At 70.3% G+C, this 26,964-nt stretch carries 23 protein-coding genes and 1 pseudogene; 11 read left to right on the top strand and 13 right to left on the bottom strand.

Annotated features, from left to right (window positions below):
- Nucleotides 1–2 precede the first annotated feature (2 nt).
- Both RS83_RS19100 and RS83_RS07170 read right to left on the bottom strand, forming a co-directional pair.
- Nucleotides 3–422 (bottom strand): hypothetical protein, encoded by a 420-nt coding sequence (locus tag RS83_RS19100; protein WP_231587738.1) that lies wholly within the window; start codon nucleotides 420–422, stop codon nucleotides 3–5.
- A complete protein-coding gene (locus RS83_RS07170; protein WP_045278824.1) occupies nucleotides 419–2,014 on the bottom strand; it encodes a PspC domain-containing protein in 1,596 nt (531 codons plus the stop codon). Before RS83_RS07170 ends, RS83_RS19100 begins: the two co-directional genes overlap by 4 nt.
- 204 nt (nucleotides 2,015–2,218) lie before the next feature.
- Here RS83_RS07170 and RS83_RS07165 point away from each other — a divergent pair, with 204 nt between their 5' ends.
- Both RS83_RS07165 and RS83_RS07160 read left to right on the top strand, forming a co-directional pair.
- Nucleotides 2,219–3,334: an ATP-binding protein gene (locus RS83_RS07165; RefSeq protein WP_052678937.1), complete on the top strand. Its 1,116-nt coding sequence runs from the start codon at nucleotides 2,219–2,221 to the stop codon at nucleotides 3,332–3,334.
- On the top strand, nucleotides 3,327–3,986 hold the full coding sequence (locus tag RS83_RS07160; RefSeq protein ID WP_045278822.1) for a LuxR C-terminal-related transcriptional regulator: 660 nt from the start codon (nucleotides 3,327–3,329) through the stop codon (nucleotides 3,984–3,986). The genes RS83_RS07165 and RS83_RS07160 overlap by 8 nt, the downstream gene beginning before the upstream one ends.
- Before the next feature lie 40 nt (nucleotides 3,987–4,026).
- On the opposite strand, the gene RS83_RS07155 is transcribed toward RS83_RS07160, so the two are convergent.
- The 4 genes from RS83_RS07155 to RS83_RS07140 form a co-directional block, all read right to left on the bottom strand.
- Nucleotides 4,027–4,434 (bottom strand): DapH/DapD/GlmU-related protein, encoded by a 408-nt coding sequence (locus tag RS83_RS07155; RefSeq protein WP_045278821.1) that lies wholly within the window; start codon nucleotides 4,432–4,434, stop codon nucleotides 4,027–4,029.
- Between the two features lie 82 nt (nucleotides 4,435–4,516).
- A complete protein-coding gene (locus tag RS83_RS07150; protein WP_045278820.1) occupies nucleotides 4,517–5,290 on the bottom strand; it encodes a DNA-formamidopyrimidine glycosylase family protein in 774 nt (257 codons plus the stop codon).
- Nucleotides 5,290–6,135 (bottom strand): EI24 domain-containing protein, encoded by an 846-nt coding sequence (locus RS83_RS07145; RefSeq protein ID WP_045278819.1) that lies wholly within the window; start codon nucleotides 6,133–6,135, stop codon nucleotides 5,290–5,292. The genes RS83_RS07150 and RS83_RS07145 overlap by 1 nt, the downstream gene beginning before the upstream one ends.
- Before the next feature lie 61 nt (nucleotides 6,136–6,196).
- The gene (locus RS83_RS07140; protein WP_045278818.1) at nucleotides 6,197–10,957 is read right to left on the bottom strand and encodes an ATP-dependent helicase; all 4,761 of its coding nucleotides are present in this window, start codon (nucleotides 10,955–10,957) and stop codon (nucleotides 6,197–6,199) included.
- Nucleotides 10,958–11,026: 69 nt separating this feature from the next.
- Between RS83_RS07140 and RS83_RS07135 the strand changes: the two genes are divergently transcribed.
- Nucleotides 11,027–11,437 carry a DUF6157 family protein gene (locus RS83_RS07135; protein WP_045278817.1) on the top strand — a complete coding sequence of 137 codons (411 nt, stop codon included), beginning with the start codon at nucleotides 11,027–11,029 and terminating at the stop codon, nucleotides 11,435–11,437.
- 25 nt (nucleotides 11,438–11,462) lie between these two features.
- On the opposite strand, the gene RS83_RS07130 is transcribed toward RS83_RS07135, so the two are convergent.
- Together RS83_RS07130 and RS83_RS07120 are read right to left on the bottom strand one after the other, a co-directional pair.
- Complete coding sequence (locus tag RS83_RS07130) at nucleotides 11,463–13,154, bottom strand: ABC-F family ATP-binding cassette domain-containing protein (RefSeq protein WP_045278816.1); 1,692 nt, start codon at nucleotides 13,152–13,154, stop codon at nucleotides 11,463–11,465.
- A gap of 332 nt (nucleotides 13,155–13,486) precedes the next feature.
- Complete coding sequence (locus tag RS83_RS07120; protein WP_045278891.1) at nucleotides 13,487–14,143, bottom strand: alpha/beta hydrolase; 657 nt, start codon at nucleotides 14,141–14,143, stop codon at nucleotides 13,487–13,489.
- A 73-nt stretch (nucleotides 14,144–14,216) separates the two neighbouring features.
- On the opposite strand from RS83_RS07120, the gene RS83_RS07115 reads away from it, so the two are divergent.
- Nucleotides 14,217–14,819 carry a DUF4916 domain-containing protein gene (locus RS83_RS07115; RefSeq protein ID WP_045278814.1) on the top strand — a complete coding sequence of 201 codons (603 nt, stop codon included), beginning with the start codon at nucleotides 14,217–14,219 and terminating at the stop codon, nucleotides 14,817–14,819.
- 45 nt (nucleotides 14,820–14,864) lie between these two features.
- On the opposite strand, the gene RS83_RS07110 is transcribed toward RS83_RS07115, so the two are convergent.
- The gene (locus RS83_RS07110) at nucleotides 14,865–15,932 is read right to left on the bottom strand and encodes a threonine aldolase family protein (RefSeq protein ID WP_045278813.1); all 1,068 of its coding nucleotides are present in this window, start codon (nucleotides 15,930–15,932) and stop codon (nucleotides 14,865–14,867) included.
- A gap of 127 nt (nucleotides 15,933–16,059) precedes the next feature.
- Between RS83_RS07110 and RS83_RS07105 the strand changes: the two are divergent.
- Nucleotides 16,060–17,443 (top strand): annotated as a pseudogene (locus RS83_RS07105) (MFS transporter).
- Between the two features lie 12 nt (nucleotides 17,444–17,455).
- Here the strand turns inward: RS83_RS07105 and RS83_RS07100 are convergent.
- The gene (locus tag RS83_RS07100; RefSeq protein ID WP_045278812.1) at nucleotides 17,456–18,094 is read right to left on the bottom strand and encodes an SDR family oxidoreductase; all 639 of its coding nucleotides are present in this window, start codon (nucleotides 18,092–18,094) and stop codon (nucleotides 17,456–17,458) included.
- Nucleotides 18,095–18,196: 102 nt separating this feature from the next.
- On the bottom strand, nucleotides 18,197–19,651 hold the full coding sequence (locus RS83_RS07095) for a DUF6421 family protein (RefSeq protein WP_045278811.1): 1,455 nt from the start codon (nucleotides 19,649–19,651) through the stop codon (nucleotides 18,197–18,199).
- 72 nt (nucleotides 19,652–19,723) lie between these two features.
- Between RS83_RS07095 and RS83_RS07090 the strand changes: the two genes are divergently transcribed.
- From RS83_RS07090 to RS83_RS07080, 3 genes are all read left to right on the top strand, one after another.
- The gene (locus tag RS83_RS07090; protein WP_045278810.1) at nucleotides 19,724–20,173 is read left to right on the top strand and encodes an Lrp/AsnC family transcriptional regulator; all 450 of its coding nucleotides are present in this window, start codon (nucleotides 19,724–19,726) and stop codon (nucleotides 20,171–20,173) included.
- A gap of 43 nt (nucleotides 20,174–20,216) precedes the next feature.
- Nucleotides 20,217–20,507 carry a DUF4287 domain-containing protein gene (locus RS83_RS07085; RefSeq protein WP_045278809.1) on the top strand — a complete coding sequence of 97 codons (291 nt, stop codon included), beginning with the start codon at nucleotides 20,217–20,219 and terminating at the stop codon, nucleotides 20,505–20,507.
- A gap of 214 nt (nucleotides 20,508–20,721) precedes the next feature.
- Nucleotides 20,722–21,702 carry a 1,4-dihydroxy-2-naphthoate polyprenyltransferase gene (locus tag RS83_RS07080; RefSeq protein ID WP_045278808.1) on the top strand — a complete coding sequence of 327 codons (981 nt, stop codon included), beginning with the start codon at nucleotides 20,722–20,724 and terminating at the stop codon, nucleotides 21,700–21,702.
- A gap of 338 nt (nucleotides 21,703–22,040) precedes the next feature.
- On the opposite strand, the gene RS83_RS07075 is transcribed toward RS83_RS07080, so the two are convergent.
- Together RS83_RS07075 and RS83_RS07070 are read right to left on the bottom strand one after the other, a co-directional pair.
- The gene (locus RS83_RS07075) at nucleotides 22,041–22,370 is read right to left on the bottom strand and encodes a DUF4229 domain-containing protein (protein ID WP_045278807.1); all 330 of its coding nucleotides are present in this window, start codon (nucleotides 22,368–22,370) and stop codon (nucleotides 22,041–22,043) included.
- A gap of 4 nt (nucleotides 22,371–22,374) precedes the next feature.
- A complete protein-coding gene (locus tag RS83_RS07070) occupies nucleotides 22,375–23,295 on the bottom strand; it encodes a hypothetical protein (protein WP_045278806.1) in 921 nt (306 codons plus the stop codon).
- Nucleotides 23,296–23,417: 122 nt separating this feature from the next.
- Between RS83_RS07070 and RS83_RS07065 the strand changes: the two genes are divergently transcribed.
- The 3 genes from RS83_RS07065 to RS83_RS07055 are packed head-to-tail and all read left to right on the top strand — an operon-like array spanning nucleotide 23,418 to nucleotide 26,919.
- Nucleotides 23,418–24,398, top strand: coding sequence for a glycosyltransferase family 2 protein (locus RS83_RS07065; RefSeq protein WP_197072080.1), 981 nt, complete (start codon nucleotides 23,418–23,420; stop codon nucleotides 24,396–24,398).
- Nucleotides 24,395–25,756 (top strand): polysialyltransferase family glycosyltransferase, encoded by a 1,362-nt coding sequence (locus RS83_RS07060; protein WP_045278804.1) that lies wholly within the window; start codon nucleotides 24,395–24,397, stop codon nucleotides 25,754–25,756. The genes RS83_RS07065 and RS83_RS07060 overlap by 4 nt, the downstream gene beginning before the upstream one ends.
- Nucleotides 25,756–26,919, top strand: coding sequence for an acylneuraminate cytidylyltransferase (locus tag RS83_RS07055; protein WP_045278803.1), 1,164 nt, complete (start codon nucleotides 25,756–25,758; stop codon nucleotides 26,917–26,919). Before RS83_RS07060 ends, RS83_RS07055 begins: the two co-directional genes overlap by 1 nt.
- Nucleotides 26,920–26,964: the final 45 nt, after the last annotated feature.

The following is a 26,964-nucleotide window of genomic DNA, read 5'->3' as shown; positions in this document are numbered from 1 at the left end:
CGTCAGGGCCGCGAGGCGGCGGCGCGGCGCTGGGCGTGGCGGACGAGTCCGACAGCTCCGGAGACGAGCACGAGCACGCCGAGCGCGAGCAGCCCGAGGGCCACGACCGTCCCGGGCGTGAGCGTCGTGATGGCATCGGCGGCCGCCGAACGCCGGTCGTCGCCGGTGAGCGTCCAGATGCCGGCGAACGCGATCACCGCGAACAGCAGACCCCAGATGATCGCCGCACCGCGCACCCGCGGCGCGGTGGGTTCCACGGCGACCGCGGCGGATGCTGCAGGCGAAGCCGGGGGAGCAGGCGGGGCCGGCTGCGCTTCGGCGACGTCGGTGGGCGCGGTCTCGTCGAGCGGCGTCTCCGTGATCGGCGTCGTCTCGTCGTTCCGGTCGGCGGGTGCCGCCGGGGGCGTCATCTCGGTGCTCATCGTGCGTCCTCCGCTGCTTCGTAGATCGTGACGTAGACGTCGCCGGAGGTCTGGGTGACCGTGACCGGCTGGCGAGTGGTGACCGGTGCGTTCTCAGCCGCTGCGCTCTCGGTCGCTCTGGGCGCCCCGCCCTGTTCGGCGACGAGCGGCCAGGTGCCGGAGTCGAGGATGTTCCCCGTGTCCGGCTCGATGCGGATCCAGCTCACGGTTCCCGAGGTGATCGTCGCGTCCAGCTGGAGCTCGACCCCCGGCTGCACGTCGATCCGGGTCTGACCGGTGCCCTTGTCGATCACGATCGGGCGCTGCCCGCCGTCGTGCGGGGTGAGCGTGATGCTCAGATCGCCGAACGGCTGCTGCACATGCTGGGGCTCGTTGTTCGACACCGACGCCCATCCGAAGGTGAGGTCATCGAAGGTCGCGACGTACCCGGCCGTCAGCCCGCCGGCGAGGGTGATCGCGGTGAGGAAGGCGAGGAAGCCGCTGCGGCGGCGCAGGAGACCAGCGATGATCATGCCGAGGGCGAGCACGAGTGCTGCGCAGAGGAGTCCGAGTGCCGCAGACGTGGGGCCGCCGGTCAGGCCGACGCCGGCGCCGACGGCGAGTGCGAGCCCCATGACGGATGCCACGAGTGCGAAGCTCGCGCGGGGCTTCGACGCCCGGCGCACGCGGCGACGCTCTGCAGCCTCGGCGGCGAAGGTCGCCCCGACCGCCTGCCGCTCGCGGCGAGCCTGTTCGCGGGCCGCGCGCTCTGCATCCTGCTGCTGTCGACGCCAGGCCTGGTCCTGCTCGCGCCAGGCCGCATGCTGGGCACGCCAGGCCGCGAGCTCCGCGGGGTCGGTGGTGCCGGAGGGCAGCGGCGTCGGTGCGGCGGGTCGGGCGTCGGGTGCGAACGGCTCAGTGGCGGGGAACGGTGAAGCCGTGGGGAACGGGCGGTAGCCGGAGACCCCGTCGGCGGAGAAGGCGGTCGGAGTTGTCGCATCCGCGCCCTCGGCGGTACCCGAACCGCCGAGGGTCGCGGATGCATCCGGGGCCGCGGAGCCGGTCGGAGCCACCGACACGCTCGACGCTGAGGCGCCCGGGGTGCGGCTCGCAGCGCGCACGATGAGGAAGAGCAGTCCGCCCACCAGGATCAGGCCGACGATCCAGCTGAAGACCGACAGCGCCGACCAGCTCTCGTAGCCGAGGCCGAAGAGTCGACCGGTCAGCGGGGCGGTGGGGATCAGTCCGATCGCGGCCATCGCGAGGATGCCGAGCTGCACCGGCTCGTAGTCGCGGTTGAGCAGGTCGCGGGCGTGGATCCGTCCGTCCGCGTCGGGCAGGAGCGCCCAGGCGGCGGCGTAGAGGAAGATCGCGGGGAGTCCGAACAGGGCGGCGATCACGAGCACACCGCGCACGATCAGCGGGTCGATGCGCAGGCGGGCGGCGATGCCGGCGGCGACACCGCCGAGCCAGCCGTCGGAGCGTGCGACGCCGAGGCCGGAGACCCACAGGAAGAAACGTTCTGCCGGAAGGGAGGGGGCGGTCGTCGTCGTGGCGGAGGCGGCCGGATCGGTCGCATCGGCGGCAGGCGGAGGCGCTGTCGGAATCGTCATGCTTCGATACTGTCCGCCCGGCGGTGCCGTCGACCATGGGGTGAACCCCTGAGCGACCCCTGATCTTGTCCGCGGGAATCCCCTCAGCGGTGCCGTGGGTGATTGGATTGCGACATGTCCTCCTCCGCGCCATCGGTCTCCGCGCGCCCGACCCGTGTCGCGCCGCCGCCACGGCCTGCGCTCGTGCGGGACCGCGAATGTTTGGTGTCCGGTGTGAGTGCGGGCCTCGCCAGGCACCTGGGCGTGCCGGTCTGGATGATCCGCGCCCTGTTCATCGCGCTCACGCTCTGCGGGGGTGCCGGTGTGCTCCTGTACGCCTGGTGCTGGGTCTTCACACCGTGGGCGGATGCCGAGACGGCGCCCTCGCGCCGGGTGCCGGTCGCATGGATGCTGCTCGCGCCGGCCGCGGTCGCTGCGCTCGTCGTGAGTTCGTTGACGCTCGGCAACACTCCTGGCAGCGTGCTGTCGCAACCCCCTGCCGTGATCGGCGCGGTGGGAGCCGTCGTGCTCGCCACCGCCGCAGGACTGTGGGCGACGTTGATCGATCGCACCGACACGGCCCGCGGCCCGCGGCACACGACCATCGTGCGCATCCTCTCGGTGGCACTGCTGGTCGCGCTCTTCGCGGTGCTGCTGGCGCGTGCGGTCGGTGGCGTCGAGTTCCTGCTCGCCCTGCTGCCGCTGGCTGGCGTGCTCGCGGTCACCTCGTCGACGCTCATCCACCGCTGGCGGGAGCTCGCCGGTGAGCGCACCCGTCGCATCCGCGAGGAGCAGCGCAGTGAGATGGCGGCGCATCTGCACGACTCGGTGCTGCAGACGCTCGCGCTGATCCAGAACAGGGCGGGAGCGTCGAGCGAGGCCGCTCGGCTCGCCCGCGCGCAGGAGCGCGAGCTGCGCGCGTGGCTGTACGACGGCGATGCGCCGGCCGACAGTGATCTGCCGACCGACCTGCGCGACCTCGCCGGAGCGCTCGAGCTCGACTACCCCGTGCGGATCGAGGTGGTCTCCGCCGGGCTCTCGGCCGAACGCGCGAGCGGTGAGCTCGCCGCCGCCGCCCGCGAGGCGATGCTGAACGCGGCCCGGCATGCGGGCGGCGAGATCTCGGTGTACATCGAGGGCAGCGTCGCCGGGGTCGATGTCTTCATCCGCGACCGCGGGACGGGCTTCGATCTGGCCGAGGTGCCCGACGATCGGCTCGGTGTGCGACAGTCGATCATCGGACGGATGCGACGTGCCGGCGGATCAGGCAGCGTCCGCAGCGACGAGAACGGCACAGAGGTGCATCTCAGCATCGCGACGACAGGAGACAGCCGTGGCTGACCGCATCCGCGTGGTGATCGTCGACGATCACTCGATCTTCCGCTCCGGTCTGCGCGCCGATCTCGACGAGAGCGTCGACGTGGTCGGCGAGGCCGACGACGTGCCATCGGCGATCGCCGTGATCCGCGAGACGGCGCCTGACATCGTGCTGCTCGACGTGCACCTGCCAGGCGGTGCGGGCGATGATGCGAGCGGCGGGGAGTCGGTCATCCGCGGCTCTGCACCGACGGCTTCACGGTTCCTCGCATTGAGTGTGTCGGATGCCGCTGCCGACGTCGTGCGCGTGATCCGCGCCGGAGCGCGTGGCTACATCACGAAGGGCTCGTCCGGGGGCGAGGTGAGTCGCGCGGTGCATGCGGTGGCCGGTGGCGACGCCGTGTTCTCGCCGCGTCTGGCCGGGTTCGTGCTCGACGCCTTCGGGGCGGTGTCGGGTGAGACGGCCACCGCCAGCGACGAACTCGACCGGCTCTCGGCGCGCGAGCAGGAAGTCATGCGCCTGATCGCCCGAGGGTACGCGTACAAGGAGGTCGCCGCCGAGCTGTTCATCTCGATCAAGACCGTCGAGACCCATGTCTCGGCGGTGCTGCGGAAGCTCCAGCTGTCGTCACGGCACGAGCTGACCGTGTGGGCATCGGAGCGCAGGCTCCTGTAGCAGGGCGACCGGAGGGTGCCGGGCCGAGCGGCCTCAGACCTCAGGCGGCGAGCCAGAGGCCCTTCGGGTTGGTCGCGATGGTGAGGCCGGCTGCAACCGTCTCGTCATCGCCGATGCGAGCACCGCGGACGATGCGCGCGCCGGCGCCGACCTCGGTGCGGACGCCGATGTAGGCGTTGTCGCCGACTGCGGCTCCCTGGCCGATGTGCGCGTGCGCTTCGATGTGCGCACCTTCGCCGATCACAGCATCAGGTTCGATCCATGCGCCGCGTGCGATCGTCGCCCCGGCGCCGATGCGGGCCCCGGGTTCGATGTACGCACCTGCTTCGATGTGCGCTTTCGGATGCACCTTCGCGCCGTGCGCGACGAGACCTCGACCGTTCGCGTGCTTGCGGTACCGCAGCGTCGCTCCCTGGTCGTTCTCGATGTCGACGTAGTTCTTTCCCACGATTCCTCCCGTGTCCCGGAGATTCCCCGGATATATGGACAACCAGGAGGTGGGTGGATTCATTCCCTCGGATGGATGCAGTTCACCGCTGGCACGACGGGCACCAGAACGTGATGCGTTCGCGGGTCGGATCGGCACCCTGTTCGCCCCTCCGGATCAGCGTTCCGCAGCGTCGGCACGGCTTGCCGGCACGGCCGTAGACCCAGGTCGCCTGGCCGGGTCGATCGACGCCCGTGAACGTGCGCCGAGAGCGATCGCGGTTGGCTCGGATGGTGCGCACGCCGAGTTCGATGAGGGCGGCGGCATCGACCTCAGGCGTCGGCCTGGTCGGGAGGATTCCGCGCAGGAACAGGAGTTCTGCGGCGTATTCGTTGCCGAAGCCAGCGACGTTGCGCTGATCGAGCAGGGCGACGTGGATGCTGCGGGTGTCGGCAGAGAGACGGCGGACGGCCTCAGCGGGGTCCCAGTCCTCGGCGAGCGGATCCGGGCCGAGATAGCCGACCAGCTGCGCTTCGTCGCGCGTGGGCACGACCTCGATCTCGGCGAGGTCGACGCCGACCGCATCGCGCTCGGCGGTACCGACGATCGCGCGCACCTTGAAGGCCGGGTGCCGCCACTTCTCGCCAGGGCGGTAGATGAACCACGCGCCGTCCATGCGCAGATGCGAATGAAGCGTGCTGTCGCCGACGCGCAGCAGCAGATGCTTGCCGCGGGACACGGCGCCGTGGATCGGCTGGCCGGTCAGATCGATCGTCGCTGCCTGCGGCACGCGGAGGTCGAAGCGGGTGGCGTCCGCGCCGGCCAGCGCCTCGTCGAGACGACGTGCGGTGCGGAAGACGGTGTCACCCTCGGGCATCAGCGGGTCCGGTCTGAGCGTCGGGTCCCTGAGCGGGGCACCCCTCCTTGGGTCCCTGAGCGGGGCACCCCTCCCTGGGTCCCTGAGCTTGTCGAAGGGCCCGACGGCACCCCCGGCATCCGCTCCAGCATCGTGCGCGCGAGCATCGTGGCCCCTGCGACGGCGGCCGGCATCACCGCGACCGCGCCGCCGGGGATCAGGAAGCACAGCTGCGTCGCGACCCCGAAGCCGAGCACCCTCGCGCGGCTGCCGCGGAACAGGACGGCACGGTCGGCCGGCGTGAGGTCGCGGGCATCGAAGGCGCGTCCGGTGAGCTCTCGTGCCAGCATCCGCCCGGAGAGGAACACACCGGCGATCGGCGCGAGGATGCCGCCGATCAGTGGGAGCAGCCCGAGCAGCAGCACTGCGATCGCGATCAGGATGCCCAGCAGCACGAGCCTCAGACCTTCGCCGACCGAGGTCCAGAAGCTGCCGCCGTCGGCAGGAGGTGCGTCGCCCAGGTCGGCTTCGACGGCGCGCCAGATCCGCTGGTAGAACGGGTCGCCGATCGTCAGGGTGAGCGCGCTGAACACGGCGCTCGCGAGCGCGAGGGAGGCGGCGATCACCACGAATCCGACCAGGCTGCGGAACAGCCCGCGCCACGGCTCGAGCCACCCTTCCGCGAAGGGTGTGAGCCACGTCGAGATCGATGTCATGCCGAGGAACACCGGCACCAGGGCTGCCGCCAGGAGCAGCACGGCGATGATCGCCGGCACCAGTCCGAGGTTCATGAGGCCGGGTCGGGTGCGCCACAGGGCGAATCCGCGCAGCAGGAGGCGGATGCCGGCGCCGAACTCTCGGATCATGCCTCCCACCGGAGGAGACGGCGGCGCGATGGGCGGTGGGGTGCGCGGATGCGGTTCGGCATCACACCGCCTTCCGTATCGTGTACCCGCGCGGCGTGGCCACGAACCCTGCCTCCTGCAGCGCGAGGGCGAGCTCGGTGCCGTACACGCCCTCGCCGTTGACCTTCTCGACCGTGAGCGTGTCGAGCCGGCGGGCGCGTGCGGTCGCAGCGAGGTCGGTCGCTGCGGCGCGGAGGACGTCGCCGTCGTCACTGAACGACAGCACGGTTCGTCCGCCGCGTTCGAGGGAGAGGACGAGGGAGCCGTCGACGAGCACGACCAGCCCGCCGGCCTTGCGACCGGGGCGGTGCGGGACGTCGAGCTTGGGCCACGCGAGCGCGGCACCGTACGGGTTCGCCGGGTCGGTGGCCGCGAGCGTCACGGCGTGCCGCGGCGGCGGGTCGGCCAGCCCGGCGAAGGTGCGGAGCCGGTCGACGGTGGCGGATGCCGCGAACTGCGCAGCACCGAGCTTCTCGATCACGTAGCCGCGACGGCAGTGTCCGGCCTCTTCGAAACCGGCGAGCACCCGGTACGCCTGCGCGAAGCCGCCTGGCACGCCTTCCGACTGCACCGCGCCTCGGGTCACGACGCCGTAGCGATCGAGCAGCAATCCAGCGGTCACCGTGGCCCGACGCGCGGGGTCGGACTCGACCTCAGGCAGCAGCGACCAGCGTCCGCCGATCGCGGTGGGCCGCGGTGCCGTGCGTGTGAGTGACATGCCGCGGTAGGTGCGCGTGCGCGGCGCCTTGCGCTTCACCCGGTGCGCCTGTGAGCCACCGGCCAGGAGCGAGCGGATCGGCGCGAACGTGTCGTTCGTGACGTGCCCCGACCAGGTCAACGACCAGAGGGCCTCGAGCACGGACTGCTCGTTCTCGGCCGCCGTCATCTCCTTGAGCTGTCCGGCGAAGAACGCGCCGCCGACCTGCAGCGCGGCGATGATCTTCGCCTCGAGCGAGTCGGCGCCGATCTCGGCATCCGGATCGGGGAGCGTGAACGGCGCGAGGTCTGCGGGATGCAGTGAGACCCATCCGTCGCGACCGGGGAGTGTGCCGTGGCCCGACCAGATGACCTCGCCGGCGGCCGTGAGCTCATCCAGCATTCCGGGGGCGTAGTCGCGCACCCGCGACGGCAGCACCAACGATTCCCATGCGCTCGCGGGGATCGGCACCCCGGCGAACTGCTCGATCACGCTCATGACCCCGTCGAGTCCTTCGAGCGGCCGTCGCAGGTGCTGCCAGTCCGGCAGGAACCGCGCATACGCCTCGGGGGAGACCGGCTCGACGCTGCCGCGGATCGCGGCGAGCGAGCGCATGCGCAGGCGTCTGAGCACCTCGGTGTCGCACCACTCGATGTCGTCGGCGGAACCGGCGGCTTCGGGCAGGAAGTAGCCGCTCGTGAGGCGACCGGCGTTGTCGAGTCGCTGCAGGGTGTGGCGCGCGACCGCCGCGCCGATGCCGAAGCGGGTGGCGATCGCGTCCGTCGTGAACGGACCGTGCGTGCGGGCGTATCGGGCGACCAGGTCGCCGAGCGGATCGGCGAGCGGTTCGAGGAACGCGACCGGGATGCCCGTGGGCAGTGCAGCGCCGAGCGCATCGCGCAGGCGGCCCGCGTCTTCGATCGCGGCGATGCGCGTGACGCCGGCGATCGTCACGGGGATCGCACGGCGGGCGGTCACGAGCGCGTCGAGGTGGGCGGCAGCTGCCGCCTCGGTGGTGGGCGCAGCCGGGGCATCCGTATCCGCATCGGTCTCGGCGTCCGCGGACAGCCGCGCGGCGACCTCTGCGGCGTCGAGCGGGCCGAGCATCCGCAGCAGATCTGCGACGCCTTCGAGACCGCGAGCACGCCGCTCCGGATCGAGCCGCTGGGCCTCGCGCTCGAACTGGGCGATGATCGCCGGATCGAGGAGCTCGCGCAGCTCGACCGTGCCGAGCAGCTCGCCGAGCAGCGCGGGATCGACCGACAGCGCGGCGGCACGGCGCTCGGCCAACGGCGAGTCGCCTTCGTACATGAATGCGCCGACGTACCCGAAGAGCAGATCGCGGGCGTACGGCGATGGCTGGCCCGGCTGGGTCTCGACGAGCCTGATGCGTCGGTCGGCGATCGACGTCGCGAGCCGGCGGAGGGACGGCAGGTCGTAGACGTCCTGCAGCACTTCGCGGAGCGTCTCGAGGATCACCGGGAAGGTCGGATGCCGCCGGGCCACCTCGAGCAGCTGCGCCGAGCGTTGGCGCTGCTGCCACAGCGGAGACCGCCGATTCGGGTTCGTGCGGGGCATGAGGAGCGCCCGCGCCGCGCACTCGCGGAAGCGTGAGGCGAACAGCGCAGAGCCGCCGACCTCCTCCGTGACGAGGCGCTCGAGCTCGTCAGGGTCGAACACGAACAGCTCAGCGCCAGGCGGCTCTGCATCGGCATCCGGGATGCGCACGATGATGCCGTCATCGCTCGCGACAGCGGAGCCCTCGACGCCGAGCCGCTCGCGCACCCGCGCGTTGATCGCGAGCGCCCACGGTGCGTGCACTTTCATGCCGTATGGGGAATGCAGGATGACGCGCCAGTCGCCGACCTCGTCGCGACCCCGTTCGACGGTCAGCGTCCGGTCGGTCGGGAGGGTGCCGGTGGCCTCGCGCTGCTCGGTGAGGTGGGCCATCAGGTTGCCTCTGGCCTGCTCGTCGAGCCCGGCTTCGATCAATCGCTGCGTGGCCTTCTCGGGGGTCGCGGTCGACACCTCGCGGGAGAACTTCCCGAGCGCCTCACCCAGCTCGAACGGGCGGCCGATGCCGTCGCCGTGCCAGAACGGCACCTTGCCGGGCTGTCCGTACGCGGGGAGCACGTTCACGCGGTCGTGCGTGATCTCGGCGATCCGCCAGCTCGTGGTGCCGAGCGTGAACACGTCGCCCACTCGGGACTCGTAGACCATCTCCTCATCGAGCTCGCCGACCCGGCGGCCGGCGCCCTCACCGGCGACGAAGACGCCGAACAGGCCGCGGTCGGGGATCGTGCCTCCGCTCGTCACCGCGATGCGCTGCGCGCCGGGGCGACCAGTCAGGGTGCCGGCGTCGCGGTCCCACACGAGGCGAGGGCGCAGCTCGGCGAACTCGTCGGACGGGTAGCGACCGGCGAGCAGATCGAGCGTCGCCTCGTACGCCGATCGGGGGAGCGCCTGGAACGGTGCCGACCGCCGCACGGTCTCGAACCACTCCTCGACGCTGATCGCACCGAGCGCACTCGCCGCGACCGTCTGCTGCGCCAGGATGTCGAGCGGGTTGCGGGGCACCTGGATCGCCTCGATCTTGCCGGCCAGCATCCGCTCCGTGACGATCGCCGTGTGCAGCACGTCGCCCCGGTGCTTGGGGAAGAGCGCCGCGCGGCTGATCTCGCCGACCTGGTGACCGGCGCGACCGACGCGCTGCAGACCGGATGCGGCCGAGGGCGGAGCCTCGACCTGGATCACGAGATCGACCGCGCCCATGTCGATGCCGAGCTCGAGGCTGCTCGTCGCGACGACGCAGCGCAGCACACCCGACTTGAGCTCCTCCTCGACGAGCGCCCGCTGCTCCTTCGACACCGACCCGTGGTGCGCCTTCGCGAGCACCGGATCGGCACCCGCTGTGGAGCCGGCCTGGGCCATCATCGCGGCCGGCACAGCGGCATCCGGGACGGGCACCCCGATGCGCTCGGAGTAGATCTCGTTGAGCCGACCGGTGAGGCGCTCGGCGAGGCGGCGGGAGTTCGAGAACACGATCGTCGAGTTGTTCTGCAGGATGCGGTCGACGATCGCCTCCTCGACATGCGGCCAGACGGAACCGGTGACCTCCGTGTACTCGGCGTCATCGCCCGATGTCTCCGCCGGTGCGCCGGGCGGCGGTGGCGGATTCGTCATGTCGTCCATCGGCACGACGACCGAGAGTTCGAAGGTCTTGGATGCCGGCGGTGCCACGATCTCGACCGGCGCGGAGCCGCCGAGGAACCGGGCCACCTCGTCGATCGGGCGCACGGTGGCCGAGAGACCGATGCGCTGCGCGGCAGTGACGTCGCTGGGGTTCTGACCCTGTTGGAGGGCGTACGAGGCGCGCAGGGCGTCGAGTCGTTCCAGGCTCACCGCGAGATGCGCGCCGCGCTTGGTGGCCGCGACCGCGTGGACCTCGTCGATGATCACGGTGTGCACGTCGCGCAGGGTCTCACCCGCACGACTGGTGAGCATCAGGTACAGCGACTCGGGCGTCGTGATGAGGATGTCGGGCGGATCGGAGACGAGTTTGCGCCGATCGCTCGAGGTGGTGTCGCCGGAGCGCACGCCCACCGTGACGGAGGGGGCGGGGAGCCCGAGGCGTCTGGCGGACTGGCCGATGCCGATGAGCGGCGAGCGGAGGTTGCGCTCGACGTCGACGCCGAGCGCCTTGAGCGGGGAGATGTAGAGGATGCGGGTGCGCGAAGCATCCTTCTTCGTCTGCTGGGTCGCTGACTTCGACTGCTGAGTCGCTGAGCTCGACTGCTGGGTCGCTGAGCTCGACTGCTGGGTCGCTGAGCTCGACTGCTGGGTCGCTGAGCTCGACTGCTGGGTCGCTGAGCTTGTCGAAGCGTCCAGACGCTCGCGGAACACCCGGTCGATCGCCCAGAGGAAGGCCGACAGCGTCTTGCCCGATCCGGTCGGCGCCACGACCAGCGCGTGCTTGCCCGCCGAGATGGCGTTCCATGCTCCGGCCTGCGCCGGGGTGGGCGCGGGGAACGCACCCCGGAACCAGTCCTGCGTCGCGGGGGTGAATCGGTCGAGCACGTCGCTCATCCCTCCATCTTGGTCGAGGCCACGGACATCGGGGCCACCGTTGTCCGCGGGGAGGAGCATGCTGTAGGCATGACGGCGCACACCACGAACTACGTCGACACCTTCATCGAGGTCGCTGAGGACTGTCCGGCCGATGATGCGGTCGAGCCGCCGCTGACCGACGAGCCGACGATCGCGGCGCTGCACTACCGGCTCATCGCGGAGCATCCGTATGCCCGCACGTCCGACGAGGTCGTGTTCGAGACCTACGCGCTGCGTCACGGCATCGCCGTCGACGACGAGGCTGCACGTGCGGCCTTCTTCTCGAAGGGGCAGCCGTGCCTGCGGTCGTCACCCCTCGGCAAACGCTACGGCTGGGGGCTGCACCACGACGCCGATGGCCGGGTGGCGCTGGTGCCTCGCGGTTCCACCGAGTACGCAGCGCTCGCGGCAGACCCGCAGCTCACCCACACGCGAGCGATGCGGAGCCGGCGCGCCTGATCCGAGGACCAGGCGCGCCGCATTCTCACCCCACCTCCTGCAGCGCGCCGTCCGCGCCGATCTCGAGCGTCAGATCGAGGTCGAGCCGCGCGAGGAACGCATCGTCGTGGCTGACGATGAGCACCGCTCCGCGATACGCCCGCAGCGCCTCGACCAGCTGATCGACCGTGTCGAGGTCGAGGTTGTTGGTCGGCTCGTCGAGCACCACGAGGTGCGGTGCCGGATCGGAGAGCAGCAGCGTCGCAAGTGCCACCCTGAACCGCTCGCCGCCCGACAGTGCCGCCACCGGACGATCAGCAGTCGTGCCGCGGATCAGGAAGCGGGCGAGTCGATTGCGCAGCTCCTTCTCGGGGACGTGCGGCGCAGCGTCGGCGATGTTCTCGAACACCGATCGGCGCTCATCGAGCCCGTCGACGCGCTGCGGCAGGTACCCGACCAGGTCGGTGTGGGCCACGGCCTGCAGTGGGAGCCGTGCGCAATTCAGCAAGAACTCGTCGGATCCGGCCGAACGCTCGGGTTCCGGGCCGCTGGGCTCGATTCTTGCTGAATTGTGAACGCCGACCTCCGCAGCACTCGCCACCAGGCGCTGCAGCAGCGTCGTCTTCCCGACGCCGTTGCGCCCGATCAGGGCGACGCGCTCCGGTCCCTGGAGCGTCCACGACCGTTCGCCGTCGCCGATCGTGGCGATGCGACGGCTCCGCGAGACCTGCGGATCCGGCAGCTCGATCTTCATCGAGGAGTCGGAGCGGATGCGGCGGCCGGCCTCCTCGCGGGCGATGCGCGCGGCATCCTCCTTCGCCCCGACCTCGGTGCGCAGCTTGCCGGCCGACACCTCGGCAGCCATCTTGCGGCCGTGCGCGATGATCCGAGGCACGCGCTTCTCGATCTCGGCCTTCTTCGCCGTTCGAGAGCGATGGGCGAGCTTGGTCTCGGCCTCGATCCGCTGCCGCTTCTCCTTGCGGAGCGCCTGCGCTGCGGTGACCTCGGCCTGTTTCGCGGCATCCTGTTCGGCATCCAGCCAGGTCCGCCACTCGGAGTACGGACCACCGAACACGCTCAGGCTGTGCGCGTAGAGCTCGGCAGTGTCGTCCATCAGCTCGAGCAGCGACACGTCATGGCTGACCACGATGAGCGCCCCCTTCCAGGCGGTGATCATCGCGGCGAGCCGCGCTCTGGCGTCACGGTCGAGGTTGTTCGTGGGCTCGTCGAGCAGCGTGATCGGTGCGCGACGAAGGCGGATGCCGGCGATCGCCACCAGCACGGCCTCGCCGCCGGACAGCTCACCGACTCGACGGTCGAGGAACTCGGGCGCGAGGCCCGCTTCGGCGAGGGACGCCTCGGCTCTCGCCTCGATGTCCCAGTCGTCGCCGACCGCGTCGAAGTGCGCCGGGTCGACGTCGCCTCGGGCGATCGCCCGGACGGCATCGAGCGCCGTCGCGACGCCGAGCAGCTCGGCGACCCGACGATCGACGTCGAGCGTGAGCTGCTGCGGCAGGTACGCGACATCGCCGGTCGCATGCATGACGCCCGAGGTGGGCTCGAGCGCTCCGGCGATCAGGCGCAGCAGCGTGGACTTGCCTGAACCGTTGCGGCCGACCAGCCCGGTGCGGCCGGCGCCGAAGGAACCGGACACCTCGCTGAGCGCGGTCGACCCGTCGGGCCAGGTGAAGGTGAGACGGTCGAGTGTGACCGATGCGTGCGGGGTCGGGGTTGACATGGGGTCTCCTGTCGAGTGCGTGGGGTGCACTGACACCGGACCTCGGTCACGAGCCGCGAAGGGTCGGAGCGGAGGCGGATTGTCCACGAGAAGCGGGACGGTCCCAGAACGGGATTGGTCCCTGACAGGGCGTTCCCTGGAATGGGATGGTCCCTGACAGGGCGTTCCCTGGAATGGGATGGGTCCCTGAGCCTGTCGAAGGGTCGTCGGGTCAGCGCGCTGAAGAATGGGCGCGGAGGCGACGGATCAGATCAAAGGACTTCCAGACACGGCGGACAGGACTCCACGACGATACCCGGGCGTGTCGTGCGTCGCAACCCCGGGCGTGTCGCCTACGCCTGCTCGATCCCGTCGACCCATTTCGTCAGGAACAGCCGCACGTCGGCGAGCTCGTCTTCCGAGATGCTGTGCGTGAGGCCGGGGTACACCCGGCCGGAGAGCTCAGAGTGGTCGGGCAGCCATTGCGCGGTGTGATCGATCAGCGCGGGCGGGATCACATCGTCGTGCGAGCCGCGGCCCCAGAACACGGCCGGTCGCAACTCGCGCAGGTCGTCGTCTCTCGGCAGTTCGCCCGTGGCCGCATAGCCGCTCAGCGCGACCACGGAACCGAACCGCTCGGGGTCGAGTCGAAGGGCCTGCAGCGCGACGGCCGCACCCTGCGAGAAACCGAGCAGTGCCACGGAGGATGCCCCCACGGATGCGGCGTCGAGCCAGCGCAGGAACGCCTCGGCTGCGGTCGTCACGGCTTCAGGGCTGCGACCGTCGAGTCCCTCGATCGCGTACCAGGAGCGGCCAGGCATCGGCCACGGCGGCGCGAGCGGTGCGGCGACGGAGGCCACCGCCACCTCGCTCGGCAGGTACGGCACGAGTCCGAACAGGTCGTGCTCGTCGGCACCGTATCCGTGCAGCAGGACGAGCAGCGGCATCCCGTCGCGCTGGTCGGTGGACCACCGTGTCGCGGCGTCGTCGATCGTCAGGTGCTCGCTCATGCGGACCAGTCTGCCAGTGGCCGCCGACGCGGGCCCGGTGCCGGCGAGCGAGCGCGGCTGGTAGAAAGGACACATGGCCGTTCGCACACCTGATCCCGATCCTGAGCCCGACGACGGCCTCGGCGGTTTCGGCGATGCGCAGCCGCCGTCCCGCGACGCGAATCCCGGCTGGCTGAGCGACTTCGAGCTGGAAGAGGCGCGGCGTCACCTGCCGATGCTCTACGTCGAGGCGATCCCGGTGCGCGTCGATGGCTCAGGCGTGGTGACCGAGATCGGCATCCTGCTCCGCTCCACGCCGATGGGCGAGATGACGCGCACGATCGTGTCGGGTCGCGTGCGCTTCGGCGAGACGATCCGCGACGCCCTGTTCCGTCACGTCGAGAACGATCTCGGACCGATGGCCTTCCCGCTGCTGCCGCCGCAGCCGCTGCCGTTCACGGTGGCCGAGTACTTCCCGATGCCGGGACTCAGCGCGTACCACGACGACCGGCAGCACGCGGTGTCACTGGCGTTCGTGGTTCCGGTCACCGGCACCTGCGAGCCGCGTCAGGATGCGCTCGAGGTCACCTGGTTCTCGGCGGAAGCCGCAGGGTCCGACGCGGTCGCGGCTGAGATGGAGGGCGGTCGGGGCACCCTCATCCGTCTGGCCCTGGCGAACCTGGGTCTGCTGCGCTGAATCCGGGCCGAGCCCACGCCGCATTCGGCGACGTGGGCGTGCGGCTCAGGCGCCGGTGAGGCGTGAGAGCTCGGCGACGAACGCGTCGACGTCGTCTTCGTGGGTGTCGAAGCTGCACATCCAGCGGACCTCGTTGCGCGCCGCATCCCAGTCGTAGAACCGGAACGATTCGCGCAGGCTGTCGGCGACGCCGTCCGGCAGGGTCGCGAAGAGTCCGTTCGACTGCGTCGGCTGCGTGAAGGTGACGCCGTCGATCGAGCCGTCGGCGATGCCGGCCTCGACCGCTGCCCGCAGGCGGGCGGCCATGGCGTTGGCGTGGCGGGCGTTGCGCAGCCACAGGTCGCCGTCGAGCAGCGCGATCAGCTGGGCCGACACGAAGCGCATCTTCGACGAGAGCTGCATGTTGAACTTGCGGGAGTAGATGAGCCCATCGGATGCCGCGGGGTTCAGCACCACGACGGCCTCGCCGAGCATGGCACCGTTCTTGGTGCCGCCGAAGCTGAGCACGTCGACGCCGGCATCCGTCGTGAATGCGCGCAGCGGCAGGTCGAGCGCAGCCGCCGCGTTCGACAGGCGTGCGCCGTCGAGGTGCAGCTTCATGCCGCGCTCGTGCGCGTGATCGGCGATCGTGCGGATCTCCTCGGCCGTGTAGAGCGTGCCGAGCTCGGTGGACTGGGTGATCGACACGACCAGCGGCTGGGCGCGGTGCTCATCGCCCCAGCCCCACGCTTCGCGGTCGATGAGTTCGGGGGTGAGCTTGCCGTCGTCGGTCGGAACGGTCAGCAGCTTGAACCCGCCGATCTTCTCCGGGGCACCGCCCTCGTCGACGTTGATGTGCGCGGAGGATGCCGCGATCACGGCGCCCCAGCGCGGCAGCATCGACTGCAGGCCGGTGACGTTCGCCCCGGTGCCGTTGAACACCGGGAACGCCTCAGCGCCTTCGCCGAAATGCAGCTGGATGACCTCCTGCAGGCGTGCCGTGTAGGCGTCGCTGCCGTATGCGCCCTGGTGCCCGTCGTTCGCCCTGGCGATGGCCGCGAGGACCTCGGGGTGGATGCCGGAGTAGTTGTCACTGGCGAAGCCCCGGATCGCGGGGTCATGCTGAATGCTCACCTCCCAAGCCTACGGCCCGGCGGAGGGGCTTCCGGATGTCGGAGGGGCGCTCTACCCTCGGATCATGCAGCGCACCGCGGCGAAGACGGCCTTCGCGAATGTGCTCGTCAACACGTTGATCGCCAACGTGACGACGAGCTTTCTCTGGTTCGCGCTCACGTTCTGGGTGTACATCGAGACCCAGTCGGTGCTCGCCACCGGGATCATCGGCGGCGCCTACATGTTGATGGTGGCGTTCTTCGCGATGCTGTTCGGCACGATCGTCGACCCGCCACCGCAAGCACACGGTCATGCTGCTCTCGAGCGTGATCTCGGCGGTCGCCTTCCTGCTCGCCGGCGTCGTCTACGTCTCGCAGCCGGAGAGCGCGCTGCTCGATCTCGGTGGCCCCTGGTTCTGGCTGTTCTCGGCGGTCATCCTGTTCGGCGGGGTGATCGAGCAGCTTCGCAACATCGCGCTCTCGACGACGGTCACGCTGCTCGTCTCTGACGAGAAACGCGCGAACGCGAACGGCCTCGTCGGCACCGTGCAGGGCCTCGCCTTCCTCGTGACGAGCGTGTTCTCCGGCCTCTCCATCGGGTTCCTCGGCATGGGATGGACGCTCGCTATCGCAATCGTCGCGATGGTGCTGACCTTCGTGCATCTGCTGTTCATCCGCATCCCGGAGGGCACGCCGAAGGCCGACCCCGATGCCACGAGCGCACTCGACTTCCGAGGGAGCGTCCGCGCGATCCGGCTCGCGCCCGGACTATTCGCGCTGATCATCTTCTCGACGTTCAACAACCTGATCGGCGGCGTCTACATGGCGCTGATGGATCCGTACGGCCTGACGCTCTTCGACGCTCAGATGTGGGGATTCGCGCTGGCGTTCGCGTCGACCGGCTTCCTGATCGGCGGCGGGCTCGTCGCGAAGTTCGGGCTCGGCAGGAAGCCGATGCGCACCATGCTGCTCGTCGTGATCGCGATGGGCCTGCTCGGCTCGGTCTTCATGCTGCGCGAGTGGTGGCCGCTGTACGTGCTCGGCATGTGGGTGTACATGGCGCTGGTGCCTCCGGTCGAGGCGGCGGAGCAGACCGTGATCCAGAAGGTCGTGCCGTTCGACCGGCAGGGGCGGGTGTTCGGCGTCGCTGTTGCGATGGAAGCGGCTGCCGCACCGATCACAGCGTTCCTGATCGCGCCGATCGCCGAGTTCCTGATCATCCCGTACATGAAGACGGCAGACGGTCAGCGGCAGTGGGGCTGGTTGCTCGGCGAGGGGGATGCCCGCGGCATCGCTCTGATCTGTCTGTTCGCCGGACTCATCATGGTGGTCGTCGGCACGCTCGCGTTCTTCACGAAGTCGTACCGGCAGCTGACCGACCTCTACGCGCACGCGCCGGAGCAGCACATCGAGGGGCAGGACGACGCGGCGGGGCAGGACGACCCGGCGGGGTCGAACGCGGACGGGCACGAGGCACGCGGCAGCAGGACTGCCGACGCGCCACCGATCGTTCCGGGGGCGTCGCAGCTCTGACGGCGGCGCTGCTCAGTCGAGGTCGAAGACCCGGTCGTTGAGGTCGGCTGCTTCGGTGTTCCAGAGCGCTCCGATGCGTGCGGCCAGCGCCCCCGGATCGAGGGCCTTGGCGCGGAAGACGACGGATGCCGCGCGCAGCGGTTCGCCGGACTCGCGCGCGGCCTTCGCGAAGCCCTGCGCCACCGCCCTGGCCCACGCCTCGCTCGCGGCCTTCACCGCCGCGTAGTTCGCACCGCCGGCGAGCGGACGCGCGACCGCGGTCGATGACACGATCGCGAAGCGTCCGGCATCCGATGCCTGCAGCGCCGCATCGAACGCGCGGCTCGTCGCGCGCACCGCTTCGAGCGCGGGGAGCAACGCGGCGAAGTCCGCATCCGACTGCCCGGCGAGGCCGCCGCCACCGCGCCAACCGCCGACGAGCGGCATGACGGCATCCACTGACCCGAGCCGGGCGGCGAGTGCGGTCATGTCGGCGAGCGAGGTCGCGTCCGCGACCTCGACCTGCGCTCCGGCATCCGCCAGCTCCTGCAACCGCTCCGCGGAGCGTCCGGTCGCGACGACGTGGGCGCCGGCGTCGAGCAGCGTCCGTGCGACAGCGAGGCCGGATGCGCTGGTGGCCCCGGCGAGCACGATGGTCCGTCCTGCACTCATCGCCGAGCCACCCCCTTCTGCGCGAGCCACCCCTCTGTGCGCGCACAGAAGAGGGTGGCTCGACCGAAGAGGGGTGGTTCGGCGGAGGGGAGGCGGGTCACCTCAGTCGTCATCGCCGCGGATGCCGACGGTCGACTCGATGACCGGCTTCATCTTCTTGTCGAGCGCCTCGAAGAACATCGACAGCGGGAACTCGTCGTCCAGCACGGCGTCGGTGTACCCCTTCGGGGCGCCGGAGAGGATCTCGTCCGACAGACCGCGAGCCCAGTTCGAGGCCGGGTGCGGCGTCAGCACGCTGCGGACCAGGTCGTAGGCGGCGAGCCAGTGCGCGGTCTTCGGGCGGTCGATCGAACGCCAGTAGAGCTCGTCGATCGCATCGCCCAGGGCGACGACCGCATCCGGCACGCCGTCCCAGTCGAAGGCCAGCGCCGTGTCGGTCCAGTGCAGCACGCCGCGCTGGTGCAGCCAGGCGAACAGCAGTTGTCCGCCGAGGCCGTCGTAGTTGCGCACGCGGGAGCCCGTGATCGCGAAACGGAAGATCCGGTCGAAGATCACCGCGTACTGCACGAGCGGTGCGTGCTCGAGCATCTCCTGCTCCGAGGTGGTGAGGTCTTCGCCGGCCTCGGACCGCGCAGACAGCGAGCGCTGGATCTTGACCGACTCGCGGAACGCGGTCAGGTCGCAGCGCAGCTCTTCCAGCGAGTACAGGAAGAACGGCATCCGCTGCTTGATCATGAACGGGTCGAACGGCAGGTCGCCGCGCATGTGCGTGCGGTCGTGGATGATGTCCCACATCACGAACGCGCGCTCGGTGAGCGCCTGGTCATCGAGCATCGCCGCGGCGCGCTCCGGCAGTTCGAGCTTCGTGATCTCGGCGGCCGCGCGGGTGACACGACGGTACCGAGCGGCTTCGCGGTCCTGGAAGATCGCGCCCCAGGTGAAGCTCGGGATCTCGCGCATCGCGACGGTCTCAGGGAACAGCACGGCCGAGTTCGTGTCGTAGCCGGGCGTGAAGTCGACCAGGCGCAGCGAGACGAACAGCTTGTTGCCGTAGTCGCCGGCTTCGAGGGCGCCGATGAACTCCGGCCAGATCGTCTCGACGATGAGTGCCTCGACGAGACGGTCGCTGGAACCGTTCTGCGTGTACATCGGGAACACGACGAGGTGACGGATGCCGTCGATGCGGTGCTGCTGCGGCTGGAAGGCCATGAGCGAGTCGAGGAAGTCCGGCACGCCGAAGTCCGACGCCGCCCAGCGGTCGAAGTCGACGACGGAGGCAGCGAGATACTCGGCGTCGTGCGGGAAGGCGGGGGCGAGTGCCCGGATGCTTGCTGTGATCGCGGCGACGAGCTCGGTGGCCTTCGCGTGGTGCCCGGCCTCCGGAATGGAACCGTCCTTGACCTGCAGCTCGCGGATCGCGATCGCCGCATCCTTCAGCTGCGCCCAGGCAGGCGACTGCTCGGCGCCCTTCGACAGGCTCAGGGAGTCATCCTCGACGACCTCGGGTTCGCCGACGATAGCCTGTGCAGCGGTGCTGTTGGCGGAAATGATGGACATCGGGACCTCCGATCGTGCGGCATGCCGGAAATTTTCCGGTCATAACGGAATACTCACGATAATCTTACATCCATGGATGACTCTGTCGACCGCGCGATCGTCGCGGAGATCGCGCGCGACGGGCGTGCCACGCTCTCCCACCTCTCGGATGCCGTCGGGCTCTCGGTCTCGGCAGTGCAGTCACGGTTGCGGCGGCTCGAGACGCGCGGCGTGATCACGGGCTACCGCGCCATCCTCGACCCCGAACTCGTCGGCACGCCGCTGTCGGCGTTCATCGAGATCACCCCTCTCGATCCAGCGCAGCCCGACAACGCCCCCGAGCTGCTTGAGCACCTCGACGCGATCGAGGCCTGCCACTCGATCGCCGGCGACGCCAGCTACATGCTGTTCGTGCGGGTCGCCTCGCCGCGCGCGCTCGAGGAGCTCGTGCGAGACATCCGGACCGCGGCGAACGTCAGCACCCGCACGACGGTCGTGCTGCAGACCTACTACGAGCACCGGCCGATCCTCCCGGTGGAGTAATCTCGCGAGCACCGCGCAGCACTCACCCTCGGCAGGAGACAGCATGTCGTTCCAGGCGTACCTCGACAAGGTCGAGACCCAGACCGGACTCACCCCGCGACAGTTCATCGCACTCGCGAAGGAGCAGGGCTTCGACGAGACGACGAAGTCCACGGTCGTCCTGAACTGGCTCAAGGAGGAGTACAGCCTCGGGCACGGTCACGCGCAGGCCATGGTGCACGTGATCCTGAAGGGACCGAAGATCAGCGACAAGCACGTCGGCAAGAGCGGTTCGCACGGCGATGCATCCGACACGCTGTGGCTCGACGGCAAGGACTCGAACCCGAATCCCTGACGCCTCGCGCGTCCTGGGTCCCTGAGCCTGTCGAAGGGCCCGGCGCGTCCTGGGTCCCTGAGCCTGTCGAAGGGCCCGGCGCGTCCTGGGTCCCTGAGCCTGTCGAAGGGCCCGGCGCGTCCTGGGTCCCTGAGCTTGTCGAAGGGCCCGGCGCGTCCTGGGTCCCTGAGCTTGTCGAAGGGCCCTCATCGCCACGCCCAGTAGGATTCCCAGCGTGGCAGCATCGTCGAAGCGCAAGAGCACAGCGCGCACCAAGAGCCCCCAGCGCACCCCGAGTCGTTCGAGCGGCAACCCCGCCAAGCGGCCGGTGATCGAGGCCGGTCCGGTGACGGCCGGCGACTGGATCGGTGCCGCCCGCCTGCGCACGCTGCCCCTTGCGATCGCCCCGGTGCTGATCGGCACTGGCGCCGCGCGCAGCACGCAGCCGGAGTTCCACTGGGTCATCGCGCTCGCGTGCCTCGCGGTCGCGGTGCTGCTGCAGATCGGTGTGAACTTCGCGAACGACTACAGCGACGGCATCCGCGGCACCGACGCCGTGCGCGTCGGTCCGGCTCGCCTCACGGCATCCGGTCGGGTGCGGGCCCGCACCGTCCTGATCATCGCGTTGGTCTTCTTCGCGCTCGCCGCGGCCGTCGGCCTCGCGATCGTGATCCGTACGGAGCAGTGGTGGATGCTGGCGGTCGGCGCCGCCTGCATCGTCGCAGCCTGGTTCTACACCGGCGGCAAGCGCCCGTACGGGTATGCGGGCCTCGGTGAGGTCTTCGTCTTCATCTTCTTCGGCCTCGTCGCGACCCTCGGTACGACCTGGGTGCAGATCTTCGATCTGCCGCAGCAGGCGTGGCTCGGCGCGATCGCCGCCGGACTGTTCGCGTGCGCGGTGCTGCTCGCGAACAACCTCCGCGACATCGATCAGGACCGCGCCGTCGGCAAGCGAACGCTGACCGTGCTGATCGGACGCCGTGCGACGCAGGTGCTGTTCACGGTGTTCCTGCTCGCGCCGTTCGGGATCGCCGTGGTCCTCGCCCTGCTGTTCCCGATCGCCTGGATCGCGCTGCTCGCACTCCTGGCCGGTCTGCCGGCGGTGCTCATCGTCTGGACCTACCGGCAGCCGCGCGAGCTCGTGATCGCGCTCGCGCTGACCTCGCTCACCGCGCTGCTGTACGCGGGGGCGCTGTTCTGGGCCTTCGTCGGCTGAGTCGGACAGTCCCTCCCAGCCTCTGTGCATAGGTGCAGGCTGCCTCTGAGCGCCCTGCCTCGGGGAATCCCTCGCGTCTGAGCATCCTCTTCCGGCGGGGAGGGGTCGCATCTGGCCGCGACCTCCAGCTGGTTGCGGCCATCTGCGACACCTGCGCCAAGGGAGGGGACGCGAATGGTCGGCTCAGGGCGGAGGATGCGGCCATCTGCGACACCTGCGGGACCGCCGAGCAGGGGGCATCCCGCCGAGCTGGGGGCAGCTCGCAGAGCAGGGCTCAGATGGTGAACCAGGCCCCAGGCCCCAGGCCCTAGCCCAGCCCCTGGGCCCCAGCCCAGCCCTCAGGCCTTGGTGTCGGGCTCAGCAGCCTCAGCCGAAGCAGCACCCGCAGCATCCTCGGCGCCGTCGAGCACGGAGTCCTCGGCATCGGCATCCGCCTGACGTGCCGACTCGCCGCGGCCCTCGCGGCGTTCGTGGATCACGGTCGAGGCCTCTGACAGCGGGCGCCGCAGGAAGAGCATCGAGATGCTGGTGCCGATCAGTGCGGCGAAGATCGCGGCCAGCCACCAGAACTCCCGGAAGATCGGGAAGAAGAACCAGAGGATCGCGAGGGGGACGAGGAACGCCAGCAGCCGCAGCACGGTGTAGACGAGGAGGGGCGCAGGCTTCACCCCCTCAGTCTAAACGCGCCTCCTGTCGGCCACGTCCGAGTCCGATCAGGGCGAAGGGGATGCCGCGCACCACCCGCCGACGCGGATGCTCGCCCAGCGACCACAGCATCTCGGCATCCGGATCGAGCGCGAGGTCCTCGCATCCGACGGGCAGCGGATACGAGTGCCTCGTGAGGTCGTCGCGGGTGCCGCTCCACAGCCGACCGGGTTTCATCAGGTTCGACTGCGACACGAAATGCTGCTCGCCCCAGCGCACGACGCCCTGCATGCGGGCGATCCCCGGCATGACCCGCGCGTGCTCCTCGAACGAGTCGTCCGCCCCCTCGGGGATCGAGAACTCCGCGATGCGGCCCTGGTCGTCTCGTCGGTACTCGCCGATCAGCACGCGCCGCAGCGGGGTCCCGTCGTCGTCGAAGGCCCGGCCGAGGAACGAGCAGCGCAGTGCGACCGGATGCACCTTCGAGCGCACCGCGACCAGCGCGGTCGTCGGACGCCAGCGACCTGCGACACCACGGAGCCGACGGGCGACCGCTCCGCGCACCTGGCGGGTGTCGCCGAGATCGAACTCCCAGATGCCCTGGCCGGTCGCCGCGACGAACAGCCGATCCTCGAACCACGCGAGTCCGCCGGTGTGGATGCGGGCCGGCTGCAGCTCGCCGTCGTCGTCCGTGAACGCGAGCGCGACGTCGAGGTGCCGTGACCGTTCCGGGTCGATCAGCACCACCCGGGACGCGAGGTGCGTGCCGGTCTTGTCCTGTCGGAACCAGCTGACGGCGAGCGTGCGGCGGCCGCGCCAGGACCCGATGTCGATGCCCTGCGGGTACCACTTCGTGGTCCAGGCGCGCGCGGTGAGCCACCGGAGGTCGGCGGTGTCGCGCATCCGCCGTCGCATCGGTCGCCAGTGCGATCCACCGAACCAGAGCATCTGACCATCGTCGCCGATCCCGGCGTGCTCGTGTGCGAAGACACCCCGCGTTCACCTCGGGGTCGCCGACGCGCAAGGATCGCCTGCGACCATGCATGACGTCGTCCACCCCCGGGAGATCCGTGCGCAGTCCCCTCGTCACCGTCATCCTTCCCGCGAAGGACGCGGGGCCGTACCTTGCGACCGCGCTCGAGACGCTGACCCGCCAGTTCGATGACCCGGCCGCGCTCAAGCTCGTCGCGATCGACGACGGCTCGCGCGATGACACCGGTGCGCTGATGCGTCGCTACGCCGACCGGTTCCCGCACGCCGAGCTGCTCGTGAACGCCGAGCCGCAGGGACTCGCGACGGCCCGCAACCAGGGGCTCGCGCGTGTGGAGGGGGAGGCGTTCTGCTTCCTCGACGGCGATGACTGGATGCAGCCGCAGCGCCTGCAGGTGCTTGCCACGCGCCTTCGCGAGCTGGACGCCGACTTCCTCCGCACCGATCACGTGACGGTGCGCGGCGGCGTGCGGACGCTGGTGCGGGCCCCGCATCCGTGGCGCGAGCAGCCGGGCAGCCCCCGCGAGGCGATCCTGCCCGAGACCGAGAGCACCATGGTCGACTACCCCTTCGCGTGGGCCGGCATCCTGCACCGACGGATGCTCGACCGCGGCCTCGCCGAGTTCACGCCAGGACTCTTCACCGCTGAGGACCGGCCGTGGATCTGGCGGCTGCACCTGCAGGCGGCATCGTTCGCGGTGGTCGATGCGCCGGCGCTGCTGTACCGGCGCGGGGTGACGACCTCGCTCACGCAGGTGCGTGATCGCCGTCAGCTCGATTTCGCCCGCGCGATGACCGAGGTCGTCGAGATCGTGGAGCAGGATGCCGAGGCCGAGCGGTTCCTGCCCAAGGCGGTGTGGACGGCGCTGGCGCTCAGCTCGCATCACGTCGTCCGTTCCCGGCGGATGCAGCCGGGGCTGCGCGGTGAGATGCGCACCGCGATCCGCGACCTGCTCCGACGACTCCCGGAGGCGCAGGTGACCGACGCGGTGCGTCGGATGGACGGACCGCGTCGACGCGTGCTCGCACGCTCGCTTCGCCGGGCGGGGTATGACGGATGACCCAGCTGTTCGCGCTGCACAGCGCCTATGGGCTCGCGACCGCGGCCGCCGCGATCGACGAGGGGCTCCTCGGGGCATCCGTCGACCGCATCCTCGTGCCGTTCGTCTCCTCGTCGGTGCCGGAGACGGTCGTCGGGATCGCCGTTGATCCCGCGCTGCGGACGCTCCGAGCGCGCTTCGACCGCATCGAAGACCTCGGTGCGCTGCTCGGGCCGCTGCATCCGAGTTCCTGGGAGCCAGAGCCGGTCGACCTTCCCCTGCTCGAACGGCTGCTCACGCGCGCCTGGGGACTCGACCCGGACGACCTGGAGCTGCTGGTGCAGAGCCCGCAGGTGGCGCCGGCCCGCACGCTGCTGTCGATCTTCCCCCGCGCGCGCATCACGATCGTGGGTGACGGGTTGATGACCTACTCGCCGATGCGCGTCGCCCTCGGGCACCCGGTCTCGGCGCGCATCCATCGTGTGGTGCACGTGGATGTGGTGCCGGGGGTGCGGCCGCTCGTCGGCGGGACCGCCGCGGCATCCGTGCCGCTGTCGTCCGACGCCTTCCGTCGTGTGCTGCTCGAGACCGACCATGGCGAAGCGGTGACGGATGCCGCCGGCGCACCGCTCGACGACGGCGCATCGACCGTGCTCGTGCTCGGTCAGTACCTCTCGGCGCTGGGGCTGATGACGCAGCGCGAGGAGATCGCGCTGCAACGCGACCTGATCGACCGTGCTGCGCAGTGGTCGCCGGAGCGGATCGTCTTCAAGCCGCATCCGGCCGCCCCGCCCCTGCTCACCCATGCGGTGCGCGAACGCGCGCTGTCCCACGGGTGCGAGTTCGTCGAGTACCGCGGCGCGCTCGCCGCCGAGCTCCTCGCCAGCCGGCTCGATGCCCTGGCCGTGGTGGCGGGATTCTCGACCGCGCTGCCGACCGTGCACGCGCTGTTCGGCACGGCCATCGGGTCGAGCGGCACCGCGGCGATGCTCGCACGCCTGACGCCGTACGAGAACAGCAATCGCGTGCCGATGACCATCGTCGACGCGCTCACCCGCGTGGAGACGCCTGACGTCGACCCGGATCACCTGCAGCTGCTGATCGATGCGGTCGGCTACGCCATGCAGCCGGAGATCGCCGGGCACCTCCGCGAGCGTGCGGAGCAGTGGCTCACGGCAGCGGATGCTGAGGAACGCGACCGGTACTTCGCGCCGGCCCGGCTCGCGGCCCTGCGGCTGCCTGGAGCACCGGTGGCGGGGCGACTGCAGCGGGCGCTGCGACCAGGCGGTGGCACCGGACGCGTCGAGGAACTGCGACTCACGGCGCTGGGTGCCAAGCGTCGCGCCGGACGCGCATGGCGAGCGATTCGAGGACGATGATGACGGACACGACGACGGTGACCGCGGTGGCGATCATCCCTGCGAGGGGCGGATCGAAGGGCGTGCCTCGCAAGAACCTGCAACCGGTCGGCGGTGTGCCGCTCGTGCAGCGGGCGATCCATGCCGCGCAGGCAGCTGAGGGCATCGACCTGGTCGTGGTCTCCACCGACGATGCCGAGATCGCCGCCGTGAGCGAGGCGGCCGGGGCCAGGGTGGTGCACCGACCGGCCGAGCTCTCCGGCGACACGGCCTCGTCCGAGAGCGCGATCCTGCACGCACTCGACCACCTCGAGCTCGAGGGGGTGACGCCGCAGATCGTCGCGTTCCTGCAGGCGACCTCGCCATTCATCCCCAGTGCGGCGCTCGCGACGGCCGTGAGCGACATCCGCGCCGGCCGCGCCGACAGCGTGTTCTCGGCGTTCGAGACCTACGGATTCCTCTGGCGCCGCGGCGCCGACGGCGAGGGGATCGCGATCAACCACGACGCCTCGTTCCGACCGCGTCGACAGGACCGGGAGCCGCATCACCTCGAGTCGGGTGCCTTCTACGTGTTCCGCACCGAGGGTTTCCGCGAGAGCCGCCATCGGTTCTTCGGCCGCATCCGGATCGCCGAGGTGCCGGAGTGGACGGCGATCGAGATCGACGACGAACAGCAGCTCGGCATCGCGAGGGCGCTCGCCGCACGGCAGGAGCAGCCGCATCCGATACCGGCGAACGCAGTCGTGACCGACTTCGACGGCGTGCACACGGATGACACGGCGATCGTCGACGCAGACGGACGCGAGCAGGTCCGCGTCAGTCGTGAGGACGGCATGGGCGTCGCGATGCTCCGCAGAGCGGGTGTACCGATGCTGATCCTCTCGACCGAGGTGAACCCGGTCGTCCGGGCGCGGGCCGAGAAGCTGCGCGTGCCGGTGCTGCACGGCATCGACGACAAGGAGTCGGCGCTGCGGGCCTGGGCCGAGACGACCGGCGTGGCCCTCGACGACATCGCGTACCTCGGGAACGACGTCAACGATCTGCCGGCGATGCGCATCGTCGGGTGGCCGGTCGCCGTGGCGAACGCGCACCCGAAAGTGTTGGAGCAGGCCCGCGTCATCCTGTCGCGATCGGGGGGCGATGGTGCGGTGCGGGAGCTGATCGAACGGGTGTTGTCGAGCTGACCGATGCCGGTCACCCGCCGGTCGCACGATGTTCACCGTCGAGGC

The sequence above is a fragment of the Microbacterium oxydans genome, from assembly GCF_000956525.1.
GTDB lineage: Bacteria > Actinomycetota > Actinomycetes > Actinomycetales > Microbacteriaceae > Microbacterium > Microbacterium oxydans_A.
This window is presented reverse-complemented; position numbering and strand designations above follow the sequence as displayed.

What these genes read in the sequence shown, in the direction of transcription:
- RS83_RS19100 (WP_231587738.1), bottom strand. Translation starts at nt 422, where the DNA reads ATGAGCACCGAGATGACGCCCCCGGCGGCACCCGCCGACCGGAACGAC.
- RS83_RS07170 (WP_045278824.1), bottom strand. Translation starts at nt 2,014, where the DNA reads ATGACGATTCCGACAGCGCCTCCGCCTGCCGCCGATGCGACCGATCCG.
- RS83_RS07150 (WP_045278820.1), bottom strand. Translation starts at nt 5,290, where the DNA reads ATGCCCGAGGGTGACACCGTCTTCCGCACCGCACGTCGTCTCGACGAG.
- RS83_RS07145 (WP_045278819.1), bottom strand. Translation starts at nt 6,135, where the DNA reads ATGATCCGAGAGTTCGGCGCCGGCATCCGCCTCCTGCTGCGCGGATTC.
- RS83_RS07140 (WP_045278818.1), bottom strand. Translation starts at nt 10,957, where the DNA reads ATGAGCGACGTGCTCGACCGATTCACCCCCGCGACGCAGGACTGGTTC.
- RS83_RS07135 (WP_045278817.1), top strand. Translation starts at nt 11,027, where the DNA reads ATGACGGCGCACACCACGAACTACGTCGACACCTTCATCGAGGTCGCT.
- RS83_RS07130 (WP_045278816.1), bottom strand. Translation starts at nt 13,154, where the DNA reads ATGTCAACCCCGACCCCGCACGCATCGGTCACACTCGACCGTCTCACC.
- RS83_RS07120 (WP_045278891.1), bottom strand. Translation starts at nt 14,143, where the DNA reads ATGAGCGAGCACCTGACGATCGACGACGCCGCGACACGGTGGTCCACC.
- RS83_RS07115 (WP_045278814.1), top strand. Translation starts at nt 14,217, where the DNA reads ATGGCCGTTCGCACACCTGATCCCGATCCTGAGCCCGACGACGGCCTC.
- RS83_RS07100 (WP_045278812.1), bottom strand. Translation starts at nt 18,094, where the DNA reads ATGAGTGCAGGACGGACCATCGTGCTCGCCGGGGCCACCAGCGCATCC.
- RS83_RS07095 (WP_045278811.1), bottom strand. Translation starts at nt 19,651, where the DNA reads ATGTCCATCATTTCCGCCAACAGCACCGCTGCACAGGCTATCGTCGGC.
- RS83_RS07090 (WP_045278810.1), top strand. Translation starts at nt 19,724, where the DNA reads ATGGATGACTCTGTCGACCGCGCGATCGTCGCGGAGATCGCGCGCGAC.
- RS83_RS07085 (WP_045278809.1), top strand. Translation starts at nt 20,217, where the DNA reads ATGTCGTTCCAGGCGTACCTCGACAAGGTCGAGACCCAGACCGGACTC.
- RS83_RS07070 (WP_045278806.1), bottom strand. Translation starts at nt 23,295, where the DNA reads ATGCTCTGGTTCGGTGGATCGCACTGGCGACCGATGCGACGGCGGATG.
- RS83_RS07060 (WP_045278804.1), top strand. Translation starts at nt 24,395, where the DNA reads ATGACCCAGCTGTTCGCGCTGCACAGCGCCTATGGGCTCGCGACCGCG.
- RS83_RS07055 (WP_045278803.1), top strand. Translation starts at nt 25,756, where the DNA reads ATGACGGACACGACGACGGTGACCGCGGTGGCGATCATCCCTGCGAGG.